The following is a 16223-nucleotide window of genomic DNA, read 5'->3' as shown; positions in this document are numbered from 1 at the left end:
CGGGGGCGACTTTGATAGATTTTGCCCTTATGGCAAAAATCCTGATCGCCCTTATCATCAGCCTCTCTTCTGTTGCGCAAGCAGCAGACCCACTCTGCTATCAAAAAGAGCGCAACCCGAACACCCGTCAGGCCTTCACCAGCGCTGACGAATACGACGCCTTCCGCGCCGACTGGGCTGAGCAAAACCCGGGAGCTGGAAATCCGTTTTCCTTGATCAAGGCTTACAACGTTTACAAGAGCGAAAAAACCAAGGCCGAAAAGATGGGCACCGACAAGCTGGCTCATTGTTACATCGGCTGCCGCATTTCTCAGGAAACCAGCTATCACACGGCGGACTATGTGGGCTGGCTGAAAGAAGACCGGGACATCACCGACTGCAATTATAAAACGCGCTTCGATGAAGACGACTATAAAGCCACTGCTCGCGGCGCACAGTTTGGCGAATCGGCCCGGGACGCGGCCGCCTGCGAAAGCTCTTGCAAACAGGTCTATAAATAAACTGTCTCAATTCTGAAATTAAGAATTTCATTCGAAATCCCTCCTTGCAGCCCTCTATTGGGGATTGTGAGCCCTCATTGGCTTTTTTACCCTGCTGTGACAATTGAGGGCACACTGTCCAAGGCCTTTCTATTAAGTCTTATATCTTTGAAATGGTAACGCCAAACCCGCGCACGGAACTTGAAATGATGTGGGTAGGAATATGGGGTTGGCATGAAAAGAACTGCATTATCAACACTTTGTCTCATTCTGATACTGACGGCGCAAAGCTATGCGCAAAGTCAGATCAGCGCAGCTATGCCTGAGACCAAAGAAAGCAGCCGCTTCGATGCCGAGTGGAGACTGCGCCTTGCAGGCTCTGACGTGCACGATGAGCGCAGCCAATCCAAAGTCGTTGATATCCGTACAGATATCAAAGCCAAATACCTTCTAAGCCGTTCCTTGCAGTTGGACATCCAGCCTTCTTTGCGCCTGCAATCAGGCCAAACCCAGAGCGTGGATGGTGCCGACAGAGCTGAAAACAAGATCATCCTGAACCAGGCGGCAGCTCATTATCTGCCATTCTCGGCGTTGCGCCTGTCAGCGGGTGCCTTGAATCAGCGCCACATGCATACAAATCTATTGGTGGATGGCATTGCCTTCCCCGCAGCTCGCCTGGAAGCCCTGATGAAAGCGGGCCTGACTAAAACAAGCCTTTCTGTGGAATCCGCAATCCCGACTTCAACTTCTTTGAGCACGAACACCAAAGAACTTGAAAAGACACCATCCTTGAACACCGCAGCCCTTAAATTCCAGGTACAGGCCGCCCAGAACCTTTTCTGGAAATCCTCTGTTGGATACTTCATGTATAACAATCTGCCTTCTGCGGTGGCTCAGCAGTCCAATCTGTTGGGGAATGAAGTTGAAAAGCTTTCCGAAGCCCAGTACGCATTCATGTATAAATACGAAGGCATCGAGGCCGCGACTGAATTTGAATTCCCGGTGTTTTCTCTGTTTGATTTCAGAGCTGGTGGCGAATACCTGCAAAACACCAAAGCTCCATCCGACCAGAACACCGCAACCCGTTACTTTGCCGCGGGTGAGTTCCACTTCGGCAAAAATACAGATCTGGTTATTGAAGGCAGCTATTTCTCCATCGCTCCGGAAGCAGCGGTGGCTTACTTTAACGCTGGTGGTTTTGAAACCAACCGCGTGGGCTATTCCGCTGAAAGCTACCTTTCCTTTAAAAAGGAAGGTTTCAATATCGGCGTGAAATACACGGATTCAGAAGTGATGTTTAATCGCGATCCCCAATCCCGCGAAAAGACTTTGATGATCAAGCTGGAGACTTTCTATGCAAACATCTAAACTGACAATCCTTAAAGCCATCTTAAGTCTTTATGCATTGTCACTGGCAGGATGTAATCTTCCTTCTCCGCAGGACAAAGAAAGCACGGGCACAGGGGCTGCGACTTTCACCGCGCAACCTATGGCTGATAAATCCAAAGCTTTGGAAGTCAGCGTTCAGGGTGACTTTGCCCTGCCATCTTCCAAAGTTTTCAATCTTCAGGCATGTATCAAAGACGTCGCTTATGACAAGGTCGTGGCGGGTCATGATTTCATGGTGGAAGAAACACAGCAGAAAGTTACAACTGACAAAGCCGGCTGCCTGACTTGGGCTGAGCGCGTGAGCTTTAACTTCCTGGCAGAATCCCAGTACATCCGCATCGAAAGAACCATCAAAGGCACGGGCGTTCACCGCGGTTCTCAAAAAGTGGCTTATGCGATCAACCCTTGGTCCCATGGCGAAACTTTGACTCCGGTTTTGAATCCGGATGATGGCAACAACATCCCTCGCCTGGTGGACAACCAGGAACAAGGCAAACTGGCTTTGAAAGGCCTTTCTGCTGACAACGCTCAAGCCACTCGCCCTTTGTGGGTGGAAGATGGTCGTCTGTTCGTAACAGAACAGAAAATGACTACCGATGGCGTGACCCTGCTGGTGGAAATGCGCCCGAATCCATCCATTCAGCTTACAAAAATGAACGGCGAAATGTTCCTGCGCGCCCTGACGGCGGGATCTTTCAAAGCGCGCATGAAGCTGATCCATATCTATCAGCACGACAACCAGGAAATCCGCCGCCAGATGTCTGAGACTCCGGTGATGGACGTCAAAATGGAAAACGGTTCATTGGCGATCAAATCCCCGATGCACCTTCCAGCTTTGCCTACTCGCGGTCAAATCATGCTGGGTCTGGAGCTTTCTCCGGTGAACGGTCCCCAGGGCCTGACCGCATTTGATGGCGTTTACTTCCTGGGTGAATACGATCAGATCAAAGGGTCTTCTTTCCTGAAGTTGAACACGATTGTAGCTCAAACCAAAGGTTTCAAAATCAGCAACTATGTGAATGCTCAGATGCAGGAAGTGGCACAAGTCACTCCGGCTGGCAAAATGAACGAAGACACTTACCAGAAACCAAAAATTGAAGTATCCCAGTTGGAATTCCGCTTTATCCGCGTGGGCTCTGAAACAACGTCCACTCGTGAAGTGTTCTATAATATCAAGGCCTGCGTAAGAAACGGCCTGGATCAGAAGAACACGCGCGCTCACACATTCAAAGTCACTAAGTTCCGCCAAAACGAAGCGGAGACGTCTTCTTCTGTGTCCTTGAAGACGGACAACAACTCATGCCTGAGCTGGGATGAAAGCATTTCATTTAAATACTTCGATTGTCAGCGCTATTTGAAAGGTTATGTTCAGATCGAAAACGAAGACCTGGGCATGAAGGAAAAACTGGAAATCATCGTGAACCCATGGGAATCCTGGGGTCAGGTGGCTCGTGACATGCGTTATGTGGATCCAACTGAAAAGCTGATCCTGAGCTGTGAAAAAGAAAGTCGTCCACGCACGCAAATCCTGCTGGACAGCTTCAGCTACAACACTTTGTCCTACAACTACAACGTGGATGCACAACTGAACCTGACTGTGACCAAGAAAATCCAGTTCAAGATGGACCCTCGCCTTTTGATCTATTCAAGCTTGGCCAACGGCCGCGCGGAAGCTCAAAAACTGCGTGATGGCGTTTACTTGATGAAACTGGCCATCGTGCAAAACCGCGACTATGACCAGAAGAACACTTATGTTACATCTGCAGACCGCTTCGTGAACGTCATGAACGGCCTGATCAACACGGACGTGACCTTCCAAACTCAGGATCTTAAAGCCCTGGGTAATCGCAACAACATCCTGGTGGAACTGCATCCGGTGGATGAATCCAAGGTCGTGATTGAAAAAGGCGAAGTGCGCATGAAAGACGCCTCTCAGCACGCGGACTCTGCGATTGATGCTGGTTCTGTGTTGGAAAATCCAACTTTCATTGGTCCGATCACTCTGAATATCGATGAAACGACCCGTCCGCTTCGCATTATGGACCCGGCAGCGATCAGCACTTACCTGCTGAAAGGTAAAGGCGAAAACAACACTTCTGAAAAGAACGTGGTGGCTCGTATCGTGGCCGAAGGTCTGAAAGTGAAAGCCGAGATCGCAAGCAACATCAAGAACCGATCTCAGGCGGCGCAGTTTGCCAAAGAAAACAATCTGGATCTGCTGGCTTTGCCAAACCTTGAAAAAGAGCAGCCACTGGTAAAAGCTTTGGTAGGTTCAACGAACCTGGCGGACCGCCTGATTGTGACGAAGTCTGATTTGTATTCCCTGGTTTCCACGGGCAAGTTGTCCAACGAAGCGGCACAAAGAATGTGTGCGTTCTGGGCCAGCGACTATATGAGAAAAATGTACGCTGCCAAAGGTGGCGCGATCATGCCTAATATTGCTCCGGCGTTTGGTATGGATTGCTTCCACGCAGTTAAAAAAGACGCTTCTAAGTTCTTCATGGTTGAAAAACAGATGCTGATCAAAGAAGTCGGCAACACTCAATACCTGAAGGGTCTGAATCAGGGTCTGACTGTGGGGACAAGCTTCTCTTTGAGCGCTTCCCACTCTAAATCCGTGACGACTTCCACAAGTGTGTCTGCTAAGATTGGTTTGTCCAAGAAGTTCATGGATCTTTTGTCTGTCAGCGCGGACCTGGGTTACACGATGTCCTGGGCCACCACCGACGCGAAAGCTTCCAGCAACTCGATTTCTGTGAATGGTTCCACTTCCATGACGGTTCAACAAAGCCAGATGAAGATTCGCGTGAACAAGTACGAACAGTGCGCAATCGTGCGCCTGAACCCGACTTTGTTTATCAAGGACACGAAATCCTGGTTTGGTCGCAAGGACTATCTGATGGTGCTGAACTCACAACTGACGGAGGCTGAAAAAGCGGCGGCAGTCACTCGTGGTATCATGGTGTGTGACGGTGTGACTCACACTGAGCCAATGGACATCACTGAGAACTACTATCTGATCGCTCAGGAAACCAGCAGCTCTCAGATGCAGGACAGTGGCGATTCCCGCAACCGCAACTTCTTTATCGCGCTGAGATCCACGCAAGACTTCAACCGCTTCGTGATCGCAATGCGCGGTAACGCTGGTATGCCTCAGGGTGCGGAAAAAGACGAAGATCCTCAGGTTCAGGCGACCAAGATGATGGAGCAGCTGTTCCAGATGCCAGCACCTGCTTACCCAGGCATGTACCTGGTGAAATAGTCTCAAATCGGGAATTCCCCTTGGACGACTTTGCGGTCTTTGGGAATTCCTTTTATCCTTAAATTATGAAAATTGTTCTGTTTGCCAGCATGCTCATGTTCGCAAATCACGCTCTTGCGTCGCAGGAGCTGGCGCGCTTGATTGCCTGCCACGAGGCTTTGGATGGCAAATCCGACGCCCGCACCTTTAAGCTGGAAGTCACCTCCCCCACTCCTTTTACGCTGATTTCCGGAAAAAAGATCTATTTCATCACCAGTGATTCTGTCAGTGTTCTGGATCACAAATACGCCGATCAAAGCATGACCGTGAAACTGGAAGAAAAAGGCCAGCCCTTCTATCGCACGATCAATTTCCAAAAAGACGGCACCATCGGCAACGTGTCCTTTGAAGACACCACCAAGGAAGCCAAAGCTCAGGCTGTCACCCCAAAAGCCCAACTGGATCCGGATTCCATCGCCCTTTTAAAAAAAGAACTCTTACGCCAGATGAACAGTGTCACCGGTGAATACCAGAACAAATACGATCCCGAAGACACCCTGCACGCTCTGAACATCTGCCGCCAGGTCGAATCCAAAGAGCTAGAAGTGAGCATCGACAAACAAAGTGCCTTTTACGAAAAACTGCTGCACCGAAAAGCGTCTTACAAATACCAAAAAGGCAAAGCCGGCCACAAATAAAAAACCCGCGAAGATCGCGGGTTTTTTATTTTCGGAATTTTCAAATTACAAACTCAATTTCATTTCCTGCGCCGTCTTGCCGCTTTCATCCACCAGTTTCAGGTGAACTGTTTTGGCTTTCCAGTCCCACTCTAGCAGGCCGAAATTAAAGGCCTCTAAGGCGCTACCCACATAGTGGAAGTCTTTTTCACGCGGGCTGGTTTCACCGTTCATCGGGCCCACGGTCAGATCATACAGCGGCCCATAACCTTCCAGCAGATCCACTTTACCAACAGAGCCAAAGCCACGGTTGCCGCTGACAATCACCACTTTCCTGGCATTGGTGGCGCGCAAGGTATCAAAGAACTTCTGACGATCCAGCGGGAACAAGCCCCAGCGCTCCTGGCCACCGGTGTTGGCTGCCATCTGCAACGGGGACACGATCACACGGTATTCGGCTTCTTTGCGAAGTTCGTTTTCAAGCCAGTTCCACTGCCCGGTTCCCAACAAAGAATCTGAGCGGTTCCAATTTTTCTTAAACACCCCGTCCACACCGGTATCCAGCCATGGTGTCGCATAGAAACGTGTGTCCAGCATGATGATTTGCACACGCTGCCCCGGCGCCCCCAGAATGACCGAGTGTTCGACCCCCTTGGCGGATTTAGGCTGAAGTTTCGGGATGTAATTCCAATAATTCAGGAAAGCTTCGCGACTTTCGTATTTGCCTTCAAAGCCCGAGTCCCCGTGACGAAGACCGAAATCCAGTCCATCCCACACCGCCATGAAAGGCGCTTTGCCGCGCAGTTGACGATAACCTTCGATTTGATCCAGTTTTTTGTATTGCGCGCCCAATGGTTTTTCATCGTAGCGAACCGCGCTGACACTGTTCCCGGTAAAGACCACCACGTCCGGATTTTTCGCAGAAACCTGCTGCCACAGGTTTTGCTCCTGATCCTGATGGGCGCAGCAAACAAAGGCCACACGCTGAACTTTTTTGACTGATTTCAGATCTTTTTGCGGAATCTCAGACTGATAGTTGTTTTCCGCCTGCATGCGCATCATTTTTAAGGTCAAAGACTCGGGCGCCTGGCTTTTTTCCGCACAAGACGTTGCAAGAATAGTGGTCAAAGCCAACAAGGACACACGGGCCGAAAACGAAGTCACAGTCATGAGGCAAATCCTTCCTGATGTTCATTCAATGAAATCATGAGATTTTATTGTATATAATTTATTGTATATAATCATCAGGATCTGTCACTGAGAACTCGAAAACACCAGACCTACTTCTGGAGATAAGCCTCTTTCAAAAACTCGATACTGCGAACACCGAACCACGAATAGGACTCCCCGTTGACAATAGCTCCATCAATATCCAGCGCCTTCAAATCGCCGATCTTTTTTTGGAACGGGAACGGTTCAGACGAAAACAAATAGAAAGCGTTCTTGAAATCTTCCAGCTCTACCACCGGATACTTTTCGCCCTCGGGAAATTCGGCCACCCTGGCTCCCAGCTTTTCCAGCACCGAGCCGATGTAGGTCTCACGACTGACACTCATCCAGGGCTTTTTCCAGATCAGATAAAGAACTTCGTCATAGCTTTTTCCCGGCGGGCGCACCCACTCCAGAAAGCCCGGGATCTTTTGCAGATCCCATTTTAGCGGCGCAGCCTCGACCAGATCCAAAGCTTCAACAGACATTTCCATCAACTGTGGATTTTCAAAATGCTCCCCAAGCCGAGCCAGCTCTTTTTGCAAAGAAGCCAGCGAATGCACATGGGTCGCCAGATAGGGCACCGGGCATTCTTCAGCCATTTCCAGAGGGTTTTCTTCCTGATCCAGCAGCACCAGATCAGGCTTCAGATCCACCACCAGATCCCAGGACACGTCCTTGGTGCCCCCGACGATCGGGATATTGGTGATCTGTTTCGGCGGATGAATGCAAAAACGCGTGCGTCCAACAACCTGAACGCCGGCTTTTAAAAGTGTCTCGGTCCATGACGGAACCATACTAACAACTCGCACAATATTCCTCCGAAAGCCCATTCTAAACGTCCCCCAGCGCCCAAAGCAATAAAAACGGCCCAGGCCTTGAGCACTCTGCGCTGTATTTTGAACTGCCGCTAGTCAAAACTTGACCCCGCTGCCAGAGAGGACAAGTATGTTTTTTTCAATTTTGAGTGAGGTATTTATGACGCAACTTTTCCCTCTGACCGAGAAGCCATCCTTGAGCCCGTACAAAAAAGGCGATGTCCTGGTGTTGTTCGGTGAGCTTTTCACTCGTGGCTATGCCAACGGTTTGGTTGAAGAGGCTGAGCGCCGTGGAATGACGATTGTCCGTGCCACTGTGGGCCGCCGCGAAAAAGACGGTTCTTTGCGCGCTTTGAATGCAGAAGAAACTGCCAACATCCCTCGCCCATTCATCAACGTGCCGATGGAGGCCGGTTTTGACATGGAGCCAGACTCCAAGGGCGTGACTCCTTGCCAGCAGTTGGAAGGCGTTAAAATGAGCGAATGGGACAAGGTCCACTTGGACTGGGCGTCCATTGATGAATCCCAGAAAAACGGGACCGCTCGCTTCAGAAAAAACACCGAACTTTTCCTGAAAGAACTGGAACAATACATCCCGGCGGGTGCCAATGTTCTGTTTGCGCACTTGATGGCCGGCGGCGTTCCGCGCACAAAAGTGATCATGCCAGTTTTGAACCGCGTTGCCAAAGGCACCGGGGACCGCCACATTTCCTCTCAGGCCTTGATGGACTCTGAGATCGGCAAACTGTGCCTGCGTAACTTCCAGGATGTGACAGCAGAAACGTTCAAGCATTTGGTGGAACTTTCCACCCCACTGCGCAAAAAACTGGAAGCCGCAGGCAGCCACGTTTCTTACACTGCTTACGGATACCATGGCACCGAAGTCCTGATCCGTGGCCAGTACAAATGGCAGACTTACACGTGCTACTTCCAGGGCTGGGCAAAAATGGCATTGGAAAAACACGCTGAAGACTTTGCGCAACAAGGTGTTCACTGCTGCGTTTACAACTGCCCAGAGATTCTAACGAACTCAAGCTCCATCTTCCAAGGGGTTGAAGTATCACTTTACCCTTTGCTCGCAGCTATTCAGAAAGACGCTGGTGACAAGAAACACGCGGAGCAGGTTCTGAACGAGTGCAAGGCCCTTCTGAAAGATGACGTAACACTTGAACAAATCATCAAAACCACTGACGACTACTTGACCAATGATCTGACTTTGGAGTTCACCAAGTTCGACAAATGGCCTCAGCATTCCCGCCAGGATCAGATGGAGTTCATGCTGAAAAACTCGGACGCTTTGTTTGAAATGCACAAAGATCCGAAGAATCTACTGACGGCCGTTTTGTCTGAAGTGGTGTTTAAATCCTGTGGTTACGTGATGCTTCATGACTCTTGGAAGCCGAAAGCTCCGGTGGCATGGATTGGTCACGACCTCGTAGCCCGCTGCATGTAATTGTATGTCAGTTCAAGCCGGAGAGAGTTGGAGTTACAACAAGTACAAGTTCCATGGAATGTCGCTGTCGGGAATCCGCACGGCGATTTCCATGCCCGAACTCTCTTTGAGCTTTGATGTCGCACAAGGTTATCCGTTCCTGATAAACTTAAAGCAATTCTTTATCAGTCACGGCCATCTGGACCACGCAGCAGGGATTCCCTACATCATCTCGCAGAAAGCGATGAATTCAATGCCACCCGGAAAGTTCTATATGCCGGGCACGCTGGTGGAACCTTTGGATAAAATCATGAAGCTCTGGGAGCAGATTGAAAACCATCAGTACAAGTACGAATTCATCCCCGTTAAAGCCGATGACGAAATCCCTCTGAATCCGCAAGCCTTCATCAAGGTCTTCCCGACCACTCACCGAATCGAGTCCTACGGTTACACCCTGTTTGAGGTTCACAAGAAACTGAAGAAAGAATACCTGGGCCTGAAACAGGACGAAATCGTGGACCTGCGCCGCCAGGGTCTTGAAGTCAACGAAACCACCAACATCCCGGTGGTCAGCTTTACCGGCGACACCCAGATCGAGTTTTTGGATTCCCGCCCCTGGGTTCGCCAAAGCAAGATCCTGATTATGGAGTCCACCTATCTGGACGACAAGAAATCCGTTGAACACGCCAGAACCTGGGGTCACACCCATATTGACGAAATCATCCCCCGCCTCAAGGACATTGAGAGCGAGAAGATCGTTATCATTCATGCTTCCAGCAGATATTCAGACAAAGAGGCTTTGCGCCTGCTTCAAGAAAAAATCCCGGCAGAATACCGGGATCGTGTCGAACTGTTTCCAGGCCGTTAATTAGAACAAATCACCCAAATCAAGCCACAGCTTGCGGGTTTTCATCTTCTTACTGCGGAAGTGCTCCACCCACTCAGAAGACGTGCGTTTTTGCCAGTTGCTGGCCAGGTTTGCAGAGAAAATCAGCGGGCTGTAACCCTGACCGACGATATCGCGTGGCGCACGCAAAGCAGTCAGCATTTCCGGGCCATAGAACCCAATCACCGGGAACAGACGGTCTCTTTCGCCCAGCTCGCCGATGATCAATGCACCATGAACCTGTCCCAGGACAGTACGGCTCAACGGACTTGAAACCTCCGCGGGCCCCGGGCCACCTGCGGCCCCCACAATAACAAGGCCGGAGTCGGCTTTCTTGTTCAGGATTTCCACCAGCTCTTTATTGGCTTCATTGGCTCTCATGTTGAAATCAAAGAAAACAAAAGCTGCATTGTCCGGCAGGGACTCCACGCGCTCTTGCAGGGAAGCCATGTCCACTTCACCTTCTTTGGTATATGGAGTGTAATTCAGGATCTCGCAGGATTTGCAGGATTTAACGAAATCAGCAAAAACAGGCTTCACTTTCAGTTCAAAGTCTTCTGCTTTGTTCTGACCGAAATAGATCACCGTTGTTTTTGAGGACGGCACCGCAGCCTGAGCCCATGTTGCCCCGCAGGAGGCAAGGATCAGAAGACTTCCCGTCAGGAATTTTTTAAGACTTTTGATGTCTAGAGATATGTTGCTTAATGCCATAAAGTGAGTGTGCCCTCCCCCTTGCTTTGCTGTCGACTTTTTTAATAAATTAATGAACAATTGCGACATATGGAGTCATGGAGCCAAGTTCAAATTTTTCACTCAGGTGACGACTTTTTTTCAAGTCTCTCCCAAGATATAAGACAGGCTCGTCGCAGCGTCACCATTGAATCGTACATCTTTGCTGAAGATAAGCTTACCAAGACGATTTTGCAGGAATTGACAAACGCGCGGGAGCGCGGCTGCACCGTCAAAATCGTTGTCGACGGTTTTGGCTCTTACACCTCAATCCCTTATCTGGACCGCTTTTGCACGGACAACGGACTGGAACTGCGGGTCTTTCACCCCCTGCCGTATCCGCTGATTTGGGCACATCAGTTTGTTTTGAAATACTCCTGGCGCGGGTCTTTGTTGTTTAAACGCCTGAATCGCCGCACTCACCGCAAGATCGCCATCATCGATGAAAAACGCGCCTATCTGGGCAGCATGAACTTCACTCAGGAACATTGCATAAGCTATGTCGGCGACAAAGCCTGGCGTGACACCGGCGTATGGGTCGAAGGTGAACCCGTCAAGCGCCTGGTGCTGGCGTTTCAGATCTCTTACCTGCGCACGTTCATGAAGGGCCTTTTGACGTGGGTCGGCCGCTGGCGCATGAACGAAGACGTCGCCCATAGTGTGCTTCGCCTGAACACCACCCAGCGCACGCGAAAAAAACTTTATCGCGACCTGCTTCGCCGAATCAGCCACGCAGAAAACCGCATTTACCTGACCACAGCCTATTTCCTGCCACGGCGATCCCTGCTGCGAGCCTTGCTGAAAGCCGCTCAACGCGGCGTCGACGTGCAACTGCTGATCCCCGGAAAGTCCGACGTTCCGATGGTGAAATGGGCGGCTTTTTATATTGTTCGCCTTTTAATCCAGCGCCAGATCCCGATATTTGAGTATCAAAAGTCCATTCTGCACGCCAAGACGATGATCATCGACAACGAGGCCTTTGTGGGCTCTTTCAACCTGAATCATCGCAGTATTCTGCATGATCTGGAGGTCGAAGTGATTTTGCAGGATCCGCCCCTGGTGCAAAACATGCTGGAGCAATGGAACAAGGATATTGCAAACTCCCGACCTGCCTCAGAAAAGGATTTTGCGACCCCGTCATGGCTGACCCGAATCCTGTATAAAATCGCCTTCCGATTGCGTTATATGCTCTAGTTTTTTGTTTTGACCTGAGGACCGTTTATTAGGGACCATAGAGGTATGAATTCATACGTCAAAGTCGCGATCACCGGAGGCCCGTCAGGGGGAAAAACCACACTTATCGAAGCTCTGAAAAAAGAGCTGGGCCAGCGCTGTGCCATCGTGCCGGAAGCGGCCAGTATTTTGTATCGCGGAGGTTTCCCACGCTACAAAGATCCGCAGACTGTAGTGCATGCACAAAAAGCGATCTATGCGACTCAGTTTGAACTGGAGGCGATGATTTCTTACGTCAGTCAAAAAAGTCTGATCGTCTGTGACCGCGGCTCCTTGGACAGCGCTGCTTACTGGCCGACATCTTTGGGCAGTGATTTCTTCACCAGCATGAACACTACCAAAGAAAAAGAACTGGCCCGCTATGACTGGGTCATTCATCTGGATACCGCCGCAGCTGATGACTATGACAGTTCCAATCCCATCCGCACTGAAACCTATCAGGAGGCCTGGGACCTGAATGACCGTATTAAAAATGCCTGGGACGGACATCCCCGCCGTGTGGTGATCACTCACAACGCCGACTTCCTTTCCAAGATGACAACATCCCTGGCAGTGATCAAAGCCATCATGGCCCATAAAAGCGCTGAAGAAATCAAGAAGGAGCTACTGTAATGAAATCCGCCCTGCTTGCATTGTTAAGTCTTTCGATCGCCCTGCCTGTGGCGGCACAAACCCGCACAAGCCGCCTGAAGCCCATGTACTTTCAGGCCGACAAAAACAATCTGCAGGTTCTGCCTCAGCGCTTTGAATACACCCTGATGGATGAAAACCGTCTGAAAGTCGGCGACATCCTGATTGACACCACCGAAGTCACTTTCCAGGTGGAACCATCCCCGTCTAAAAAAGGCTCCTACCGTATTCGCTTCTCTTGGCCGGCGGGACTGATCAAAGATGGCGAGCTGGCAGTGAAAAACAATTCCGGCAAAGCCATCTTCAACGCTGTTCTGGACAAGAACAACGTCAAAGTCACCACCGACACCCTGCCTGCCGAAGATGGGGACCTTCGTTCGGAAAAAGCGGAATTCGTGGTGGAAGAAATCGAAAACAGCCTTGTCGACGACATGAAATATTTGCCGTTCATGACATTCTGTATTTACCGTGAAAGTGAAGAGACTCGGTTGTATCTTTGCTCGAACGAACTTTACCTCAGTTCCCAGCAAGGTCAGATGGCGGTGAAAGCCCGCACCAGCACCAAGAAGGCCTCACAGATTGAGATCAACGGCAAGGTGGTCGGAAATCAAGGGATCATCTATCTGAACGACCGCAGTGAAAACGTGGCATTTAAAGCGGCCACCCGCTCTGGCGCCTTCCTGGAAATTGAAACCCGTAAAAAAGACGTCGACTTCAAAGACGTGGTTGTGTCTGATGACGGTGAAAATCTGATTCTGACAGCTTCCGGGGCTGAGCCTGTGGATGCCAAGAAAGTGAAAAAACTTTCTGCGACAGACTGGCAGATCTCTTTGCCGAAGTCCCGTCCGGTGCTTTACTTAAAAGGTGATGGCGACATCCCGATGCGCCAGGAATTCTATATCCGTGGTCAACTGCCACGCGAAAAGAACCGTCCTTATCTTTCCAACCGTTCTGCCGTGCGCACTTATTCTTCATCTTTAAGCTTTGCGGGTGTGGCACCAGAGGGTGTCACGGTGAAAGTACTTGATTCCGACAAGGCCGCAAGACTGGAAGGCACCAAGAAAAACCAATTCGCATGGACCATTGATGACATCCCGGCAGGCGTAGAAAACCGTCGTTATCTGGCGGTCACAGCGGACAGCCACACGTTTGTTGCCGGTAACGACGTCTTCCGCGGGCAGCCGTTTGGACTGGGTCTGGGGGCGCGCTATCAGACTCCGTCAGGCATTGCATTTGGGACTATTGAGTTCCAGTGGTGGATTGAAAACTTCCTGTGGATGAACTCAGACTGGACCCGATTCCACTGGGGATTGTCGATTGAACGCCAGCAGCACCTGACCGAAAACGATGATACCGCCAAGGTCGATCTGACCACGGTAGAACTGATGTGGCGCGCTGAGGAAGGCTTTAACCTTGTGGATGCCACTTGGGGTCTTACAGTACCACTGCAAATGGTGGCCGGCGAAAGCTCCAGTGCCACGGCTTACGGGCTGGGGGCTTATATCATCAAAAAGCCAGGCCGCTGGTTACGCCCGTTCATGGATTGGTCGGAATACAAGCTGCAGTACTATGCAGGTTCTTCTGGAAGCGACTTCAAAGTGAAGTCGGCGTACAACCTGAAAGCACAAGCATACTTGCAGTTCTCTAACCAATGGTACTGGCGCTATGGCGTTGATTTGTCGGATTATAAGTTCGACCCCTCCGCAACCAAAGAAGACATGCAAATCGGCCTGTCCACCAGCCTTTACTGGAAGTTTTAATTTCTGACGAAGGACCTTATGAAAAGCACACTTTTGACTTTGACAGTTTGGCTTTCATTCTCATCGGCGTTTGCCGAAGGTCCTTCGCGCGTTTTGTTGTTGGGGGATTCCCACGCTTACGGCCGTTACGGCTCGGTGCTGGATGCGCACTTCAGAAAGGGCGCCACCCAGGTCACATCTTTATCCAGCTGTGGCTCATCCCCATCCACATGGACCACCAGCTCTGAAAACTTTAAAAGCACCAACTGTGGTTTCTGGAAAAAGAACGCCAAAGGTCAAGAAACCCGCGTGACCAGTCACAAGCTGCCTTCTTTCAGTGAAGAGCTTACTGCGACAAAACCGGATCTGACGGTGATCACCCTGGGAACAAACTTCCTGGCAAGCCCTGCCAACATCAAAAGCGAAAAAGCCCACGTTGAAAAGATGATGAAGCAGATCAATGCCGCAGGTTCTGCGTGCATCTGGGTGGGACCTCCAGACTTGAGAAAAGATCCGTTCAAGAAAAATCTAGAACTGGGCGTGAAGGAATTAAAGTCCTGGGCTGACGCCAACAACTGTCAGTTCATTGATTCCACCAAGCTGACCAAATATCCCGGCGGCAAATCCGACGGCATTCACTATGGCCCGAAAGATTCAGCGGCTTGGGGCGAGTCAGTGGCGAAAGAGATCGGCAAACTGAAGATCAATCCCCCAGCCAAAGCGGCAGCCCCGAAGGCTGCAGAAGCTCAAAAAAAGACCGGCACCAAGTAAGGTCCCTTTCATCCGATATCCTAGATTTTAGAATCCCTCCCCGGACAATACGGAGGCCAGATCGAATATAAGCGGCTTATAACCCTAAAATCCGGCGGCACGGACCGCGCAATACCCTCCTCACAACAAATACTTTCCTGAGGAGGAAACATGAAATCCAAAGCAATCTTTTACGCATTTATCGGTCTTCTAATGGCTTCCAACGCCCACGCTTCTGACTTGGAACTAAGTAACAAGCTTGAACAAAGCCAGAAGCTTGCCGCCAATTCCTGGAGCCAGGCCGATGCCCACGACGACAAACGCATCGAAGAAAAAGAGTCCGAAAAGATTCCAGAATCCCGCAAACACTTCTATTCCCCGCGTGAACATGCTTGGTACTAAATGAACTCGGCAGAGTTCAACCCCATAGCGCCAGCGGACATCTTCTTCGGTAATTCCGGAGTTTCTGTTCGCAAGCAAGAAGCACGGCATGCTGAGGTTGTATTTAAAAAAGTGCAGTCACAAAAAGAAAGACTGCAAGAGTTCCTAAACTGGCCGATCCACATTAACACCTTGGAAGACCAGCTGAACTTTTCGCTAAAAACAGATATACAGTGGGCAGCAGGCCATGCTTATCACTTTCAGATATTCAAAGATGAGACTTTTGCTGGGGCCATCTCCATTCATTCGCTGAACTATCAGAACCGCAGCTTTGAATTCGGATATTGGGTGGATTCTGAATATGAAGGAAAGGGATTGGTCCAAGAAAGCCTGCTGCTTCTGATAAAAGCCATGGCCGCTAGAGGCTGGAGACAGGCTATTATCAGAACCAACAACCAAAATATCCGATCACAAAATGTGGCGCAAAAGCTGGGGATGACTTTGCAGTCGGAGACTGATCATTTTAGAATATTTAGCGCTACTTTGGAAGGTGCTAAACTTTAACAATAGCTGAGTCGACCAGCTTCCAAATATCTCTATGAAGATTCTACTGTCCAGACTTTAGACACT

15 protein-coding genes are annotated in these 16223 nt (G+C 50.2%); 12 read left to right on the top strand and 3 right to left on the bottom strand.

Features of this window, described 5'->3' with window-relative positions:
• Positions 1-29 precede the first annotated feature (29 nt).
• The 4 genes from B9G79_RS07315 to B9G79_RS07300 all read left to right on the top strand — a co-directional run bounded on the left by B9G79_RS07315 (position 30) and on the right by B9G79_RS07300 (position 5807).
• Entirely contained in the window at positions 30-500 is a 471-nt protein-coding gene (locus B9G79_RS07315; RefSeq protein ID WP_088564936.1) for a hypothetical protein, read from the top strand.
• Between the two features lie 213 nt (positions 501-713).
• Entirely contained in the window at positions 714-1847 is a 1134-nt protein-coding gene (locus B9G79_RS07310) for a hypothetical protein (RefSeq protein ID WP_088564935.1), read from the top strand.
• Positions 1834-5130 carry a hypothetical protein gene (locus B9G79_RS07305; protein ID WP_088564934.1) on the top strand — a complete coding sequence of 1099 codons (3297 nt, stop codon included), beginning with the start codon at positions 1834-1836 and terminating at the stop codon, positions 5128-5130. Before B9G79_RS07310 ends, B9G79_RS07305 begins: the two co-directional genes overlap by 14 nt.
• Positions 5131-5195: 65 nt before the next feature.
• Positions 5196-5807 (top strand): hypothetical protein, encoded by a 612-nt coding sequence (locus tag B9G79_RS07300; protein WP_088564933.1) that lies wholly within the window; start codon positions 5196-5198, stop codon positions 5805-5807.
• Between the two features lie 45 nt (positions 5808-5852).
• On the opposite strand, the gene B9G79_RS07295 is transcribed toward B9G79_RS07300, so the two are convergent.
• Together B9G79_RS07295 and B9G79_RS07290 are read right to left on the bottom strand one after the other, a co-directional pair.
• Complete coding sequence (locus B9G79_RS07295) at positions 5853-6956, bottom strand: alkaline phosphatase D family protein (protein WP_088564932.1); 1104 nt, start codon at positions 6954-6956, stop codon at positions 5853-5855.
• A 110-nt stretch (positions 6957-7066) separates the two neighbouring features.
• On the bottom strand, positions 7067-7807 hold the full coding sequence (locus tag B9G79_RS07290; RefSeq protein WP_232469250.1) for a helical backbone metal receptor: 741 nt from the start codon (positions 7805-7807) through the stop codon (positions 7067-7069).
• A 166-nt stretch (positions 7808-7973) separates the two neighbouring features.
• Between B9G79_RS07290 and B9G79_RS07285 the strand changes: the two genes are divergently transcribed.
• A complete protein-coding gene (locus B9G79_RS07285; protein ID WP_088566808.1) occupies positions 7974-9266 on the top strand; it encodes an enoyl ACP reductase FabMG family protein in 1293 nt (430 codons plus the stop codon).
• Between the two features lie 4 nt (positions 9267-9270).
• On the top strand, positions 9271-10113 hold the full coding sequence (locus B9G79_RS07280; RefSeq protein WP_088564930.1) for an MBL fold metallo-hydrolase: 843 nt from the start codon (positions 9271-9273) through the stop codon (positions 10111-10113).
• On the opposite strand, the gene B9G79_RS07275 is transcribed toward B9G79_RS07280, so the two are convergent.
• Positions 10114-10842: a hypothetical protein gene (locus B9G79_RS07275; RefSeq protein WP_088564929.1), complete on the bottom strand. Its 729-nt coding sequence runs from the start codon at positions 10840-10842 to the stop codon at positions 10114-10116.
• 69 nt (positions 10843-10911) lie between these two features.
• On the opposite strand from B9G79_RS07275, the gene B9G79_RS07270 reads away from it, so the two are divergent.
• The 6 genes from B9G79_RS07270 to B9G79_RS07245 all read left to right on the top strand — a co-directional run bounded on the left by B9G79_RS07270 (position 10912) and on the right by B9G79_RS07245 (position 16157).
• Complete coding sequence (locus B9G79_RS07270) at positions 10912-12054, top strand: phospholipase D-like domain-containing protein (protein WP_088564928.1); 1143 nt, start codon at positions 10912-10914, stop codon at positions 12052-12054.
• Positions 12055-12099: 45 nt separating this feature from the next.
• The gene (locus B9G79_RS07265) at positions 12100-12705 is read left to right on the top strand and encodes an ATP/GTP-binding protein (protein WP_011164811.1); all 606 of its coding nucleotides are present in this window, start codon (positions 12100-12102) and stop codon (positions 12703-12705) included.
• Positions 12705-14483, top strand: a complete 1779-nt coding sequence (locus B9G79_RS07260) for a hypothetical protein (protein WP_088564927.1) — start codon at positions 12705-12707, stop codon at positions 14481-14483. Before B9G79_RS07265 ends, B9G79_RS07260 begins: the two co-directional genes overlap by 1 nt.
• Before the next feature lie 18 nt (positions 14484-14501).
• On the top strand, positions 14502-15233 hold the full coding sequence (locus B9G79_RS07255) for an SGNH/GDSL hydrolase family protein (RefSeq protein ID WP_088564926.1): 732 nt from the start codon (positions 14502-14504) through the stop codon (positions 15231-15233).
• A 150-nt stretch (positions 15234-15383) separates the two neighbouring features.
• On the top strand, positions 15384-15614 hold the full coding sequence (locus tag B9G79_RS07250; protein ID WP_088564925.1) for a hypothetical protein: 231 nt from the start codon (positions 15384-15386) through the stop codon (positions 15612-15614).
• Entirely contained in the window at positions 15615-16157 is a 543-nt protein-coding gene (locus tag B9G79_RS07245) for a GNAT family N-acetyltransferase (RefSeq protein ID WP_088564924.1), read from the top strand.
• Positions 16158-16223 lie beyond the last annotated feature (66 nt).

Origin of the sequence: Bdellovibrio bacteriovorus (assembly GCF_002208115.1) — a bacterium.
GTDB lineage: Bacteria > Bdellovibrionota > Bdellovibrionia > Bdellovibrionales > Bdellovibrionaceae > Bdellovibrio > Bdellovibrio bacteriovorus_C.
This window is presented reverse-complemented; position numbering and strand designations above follow the sequence as displayed.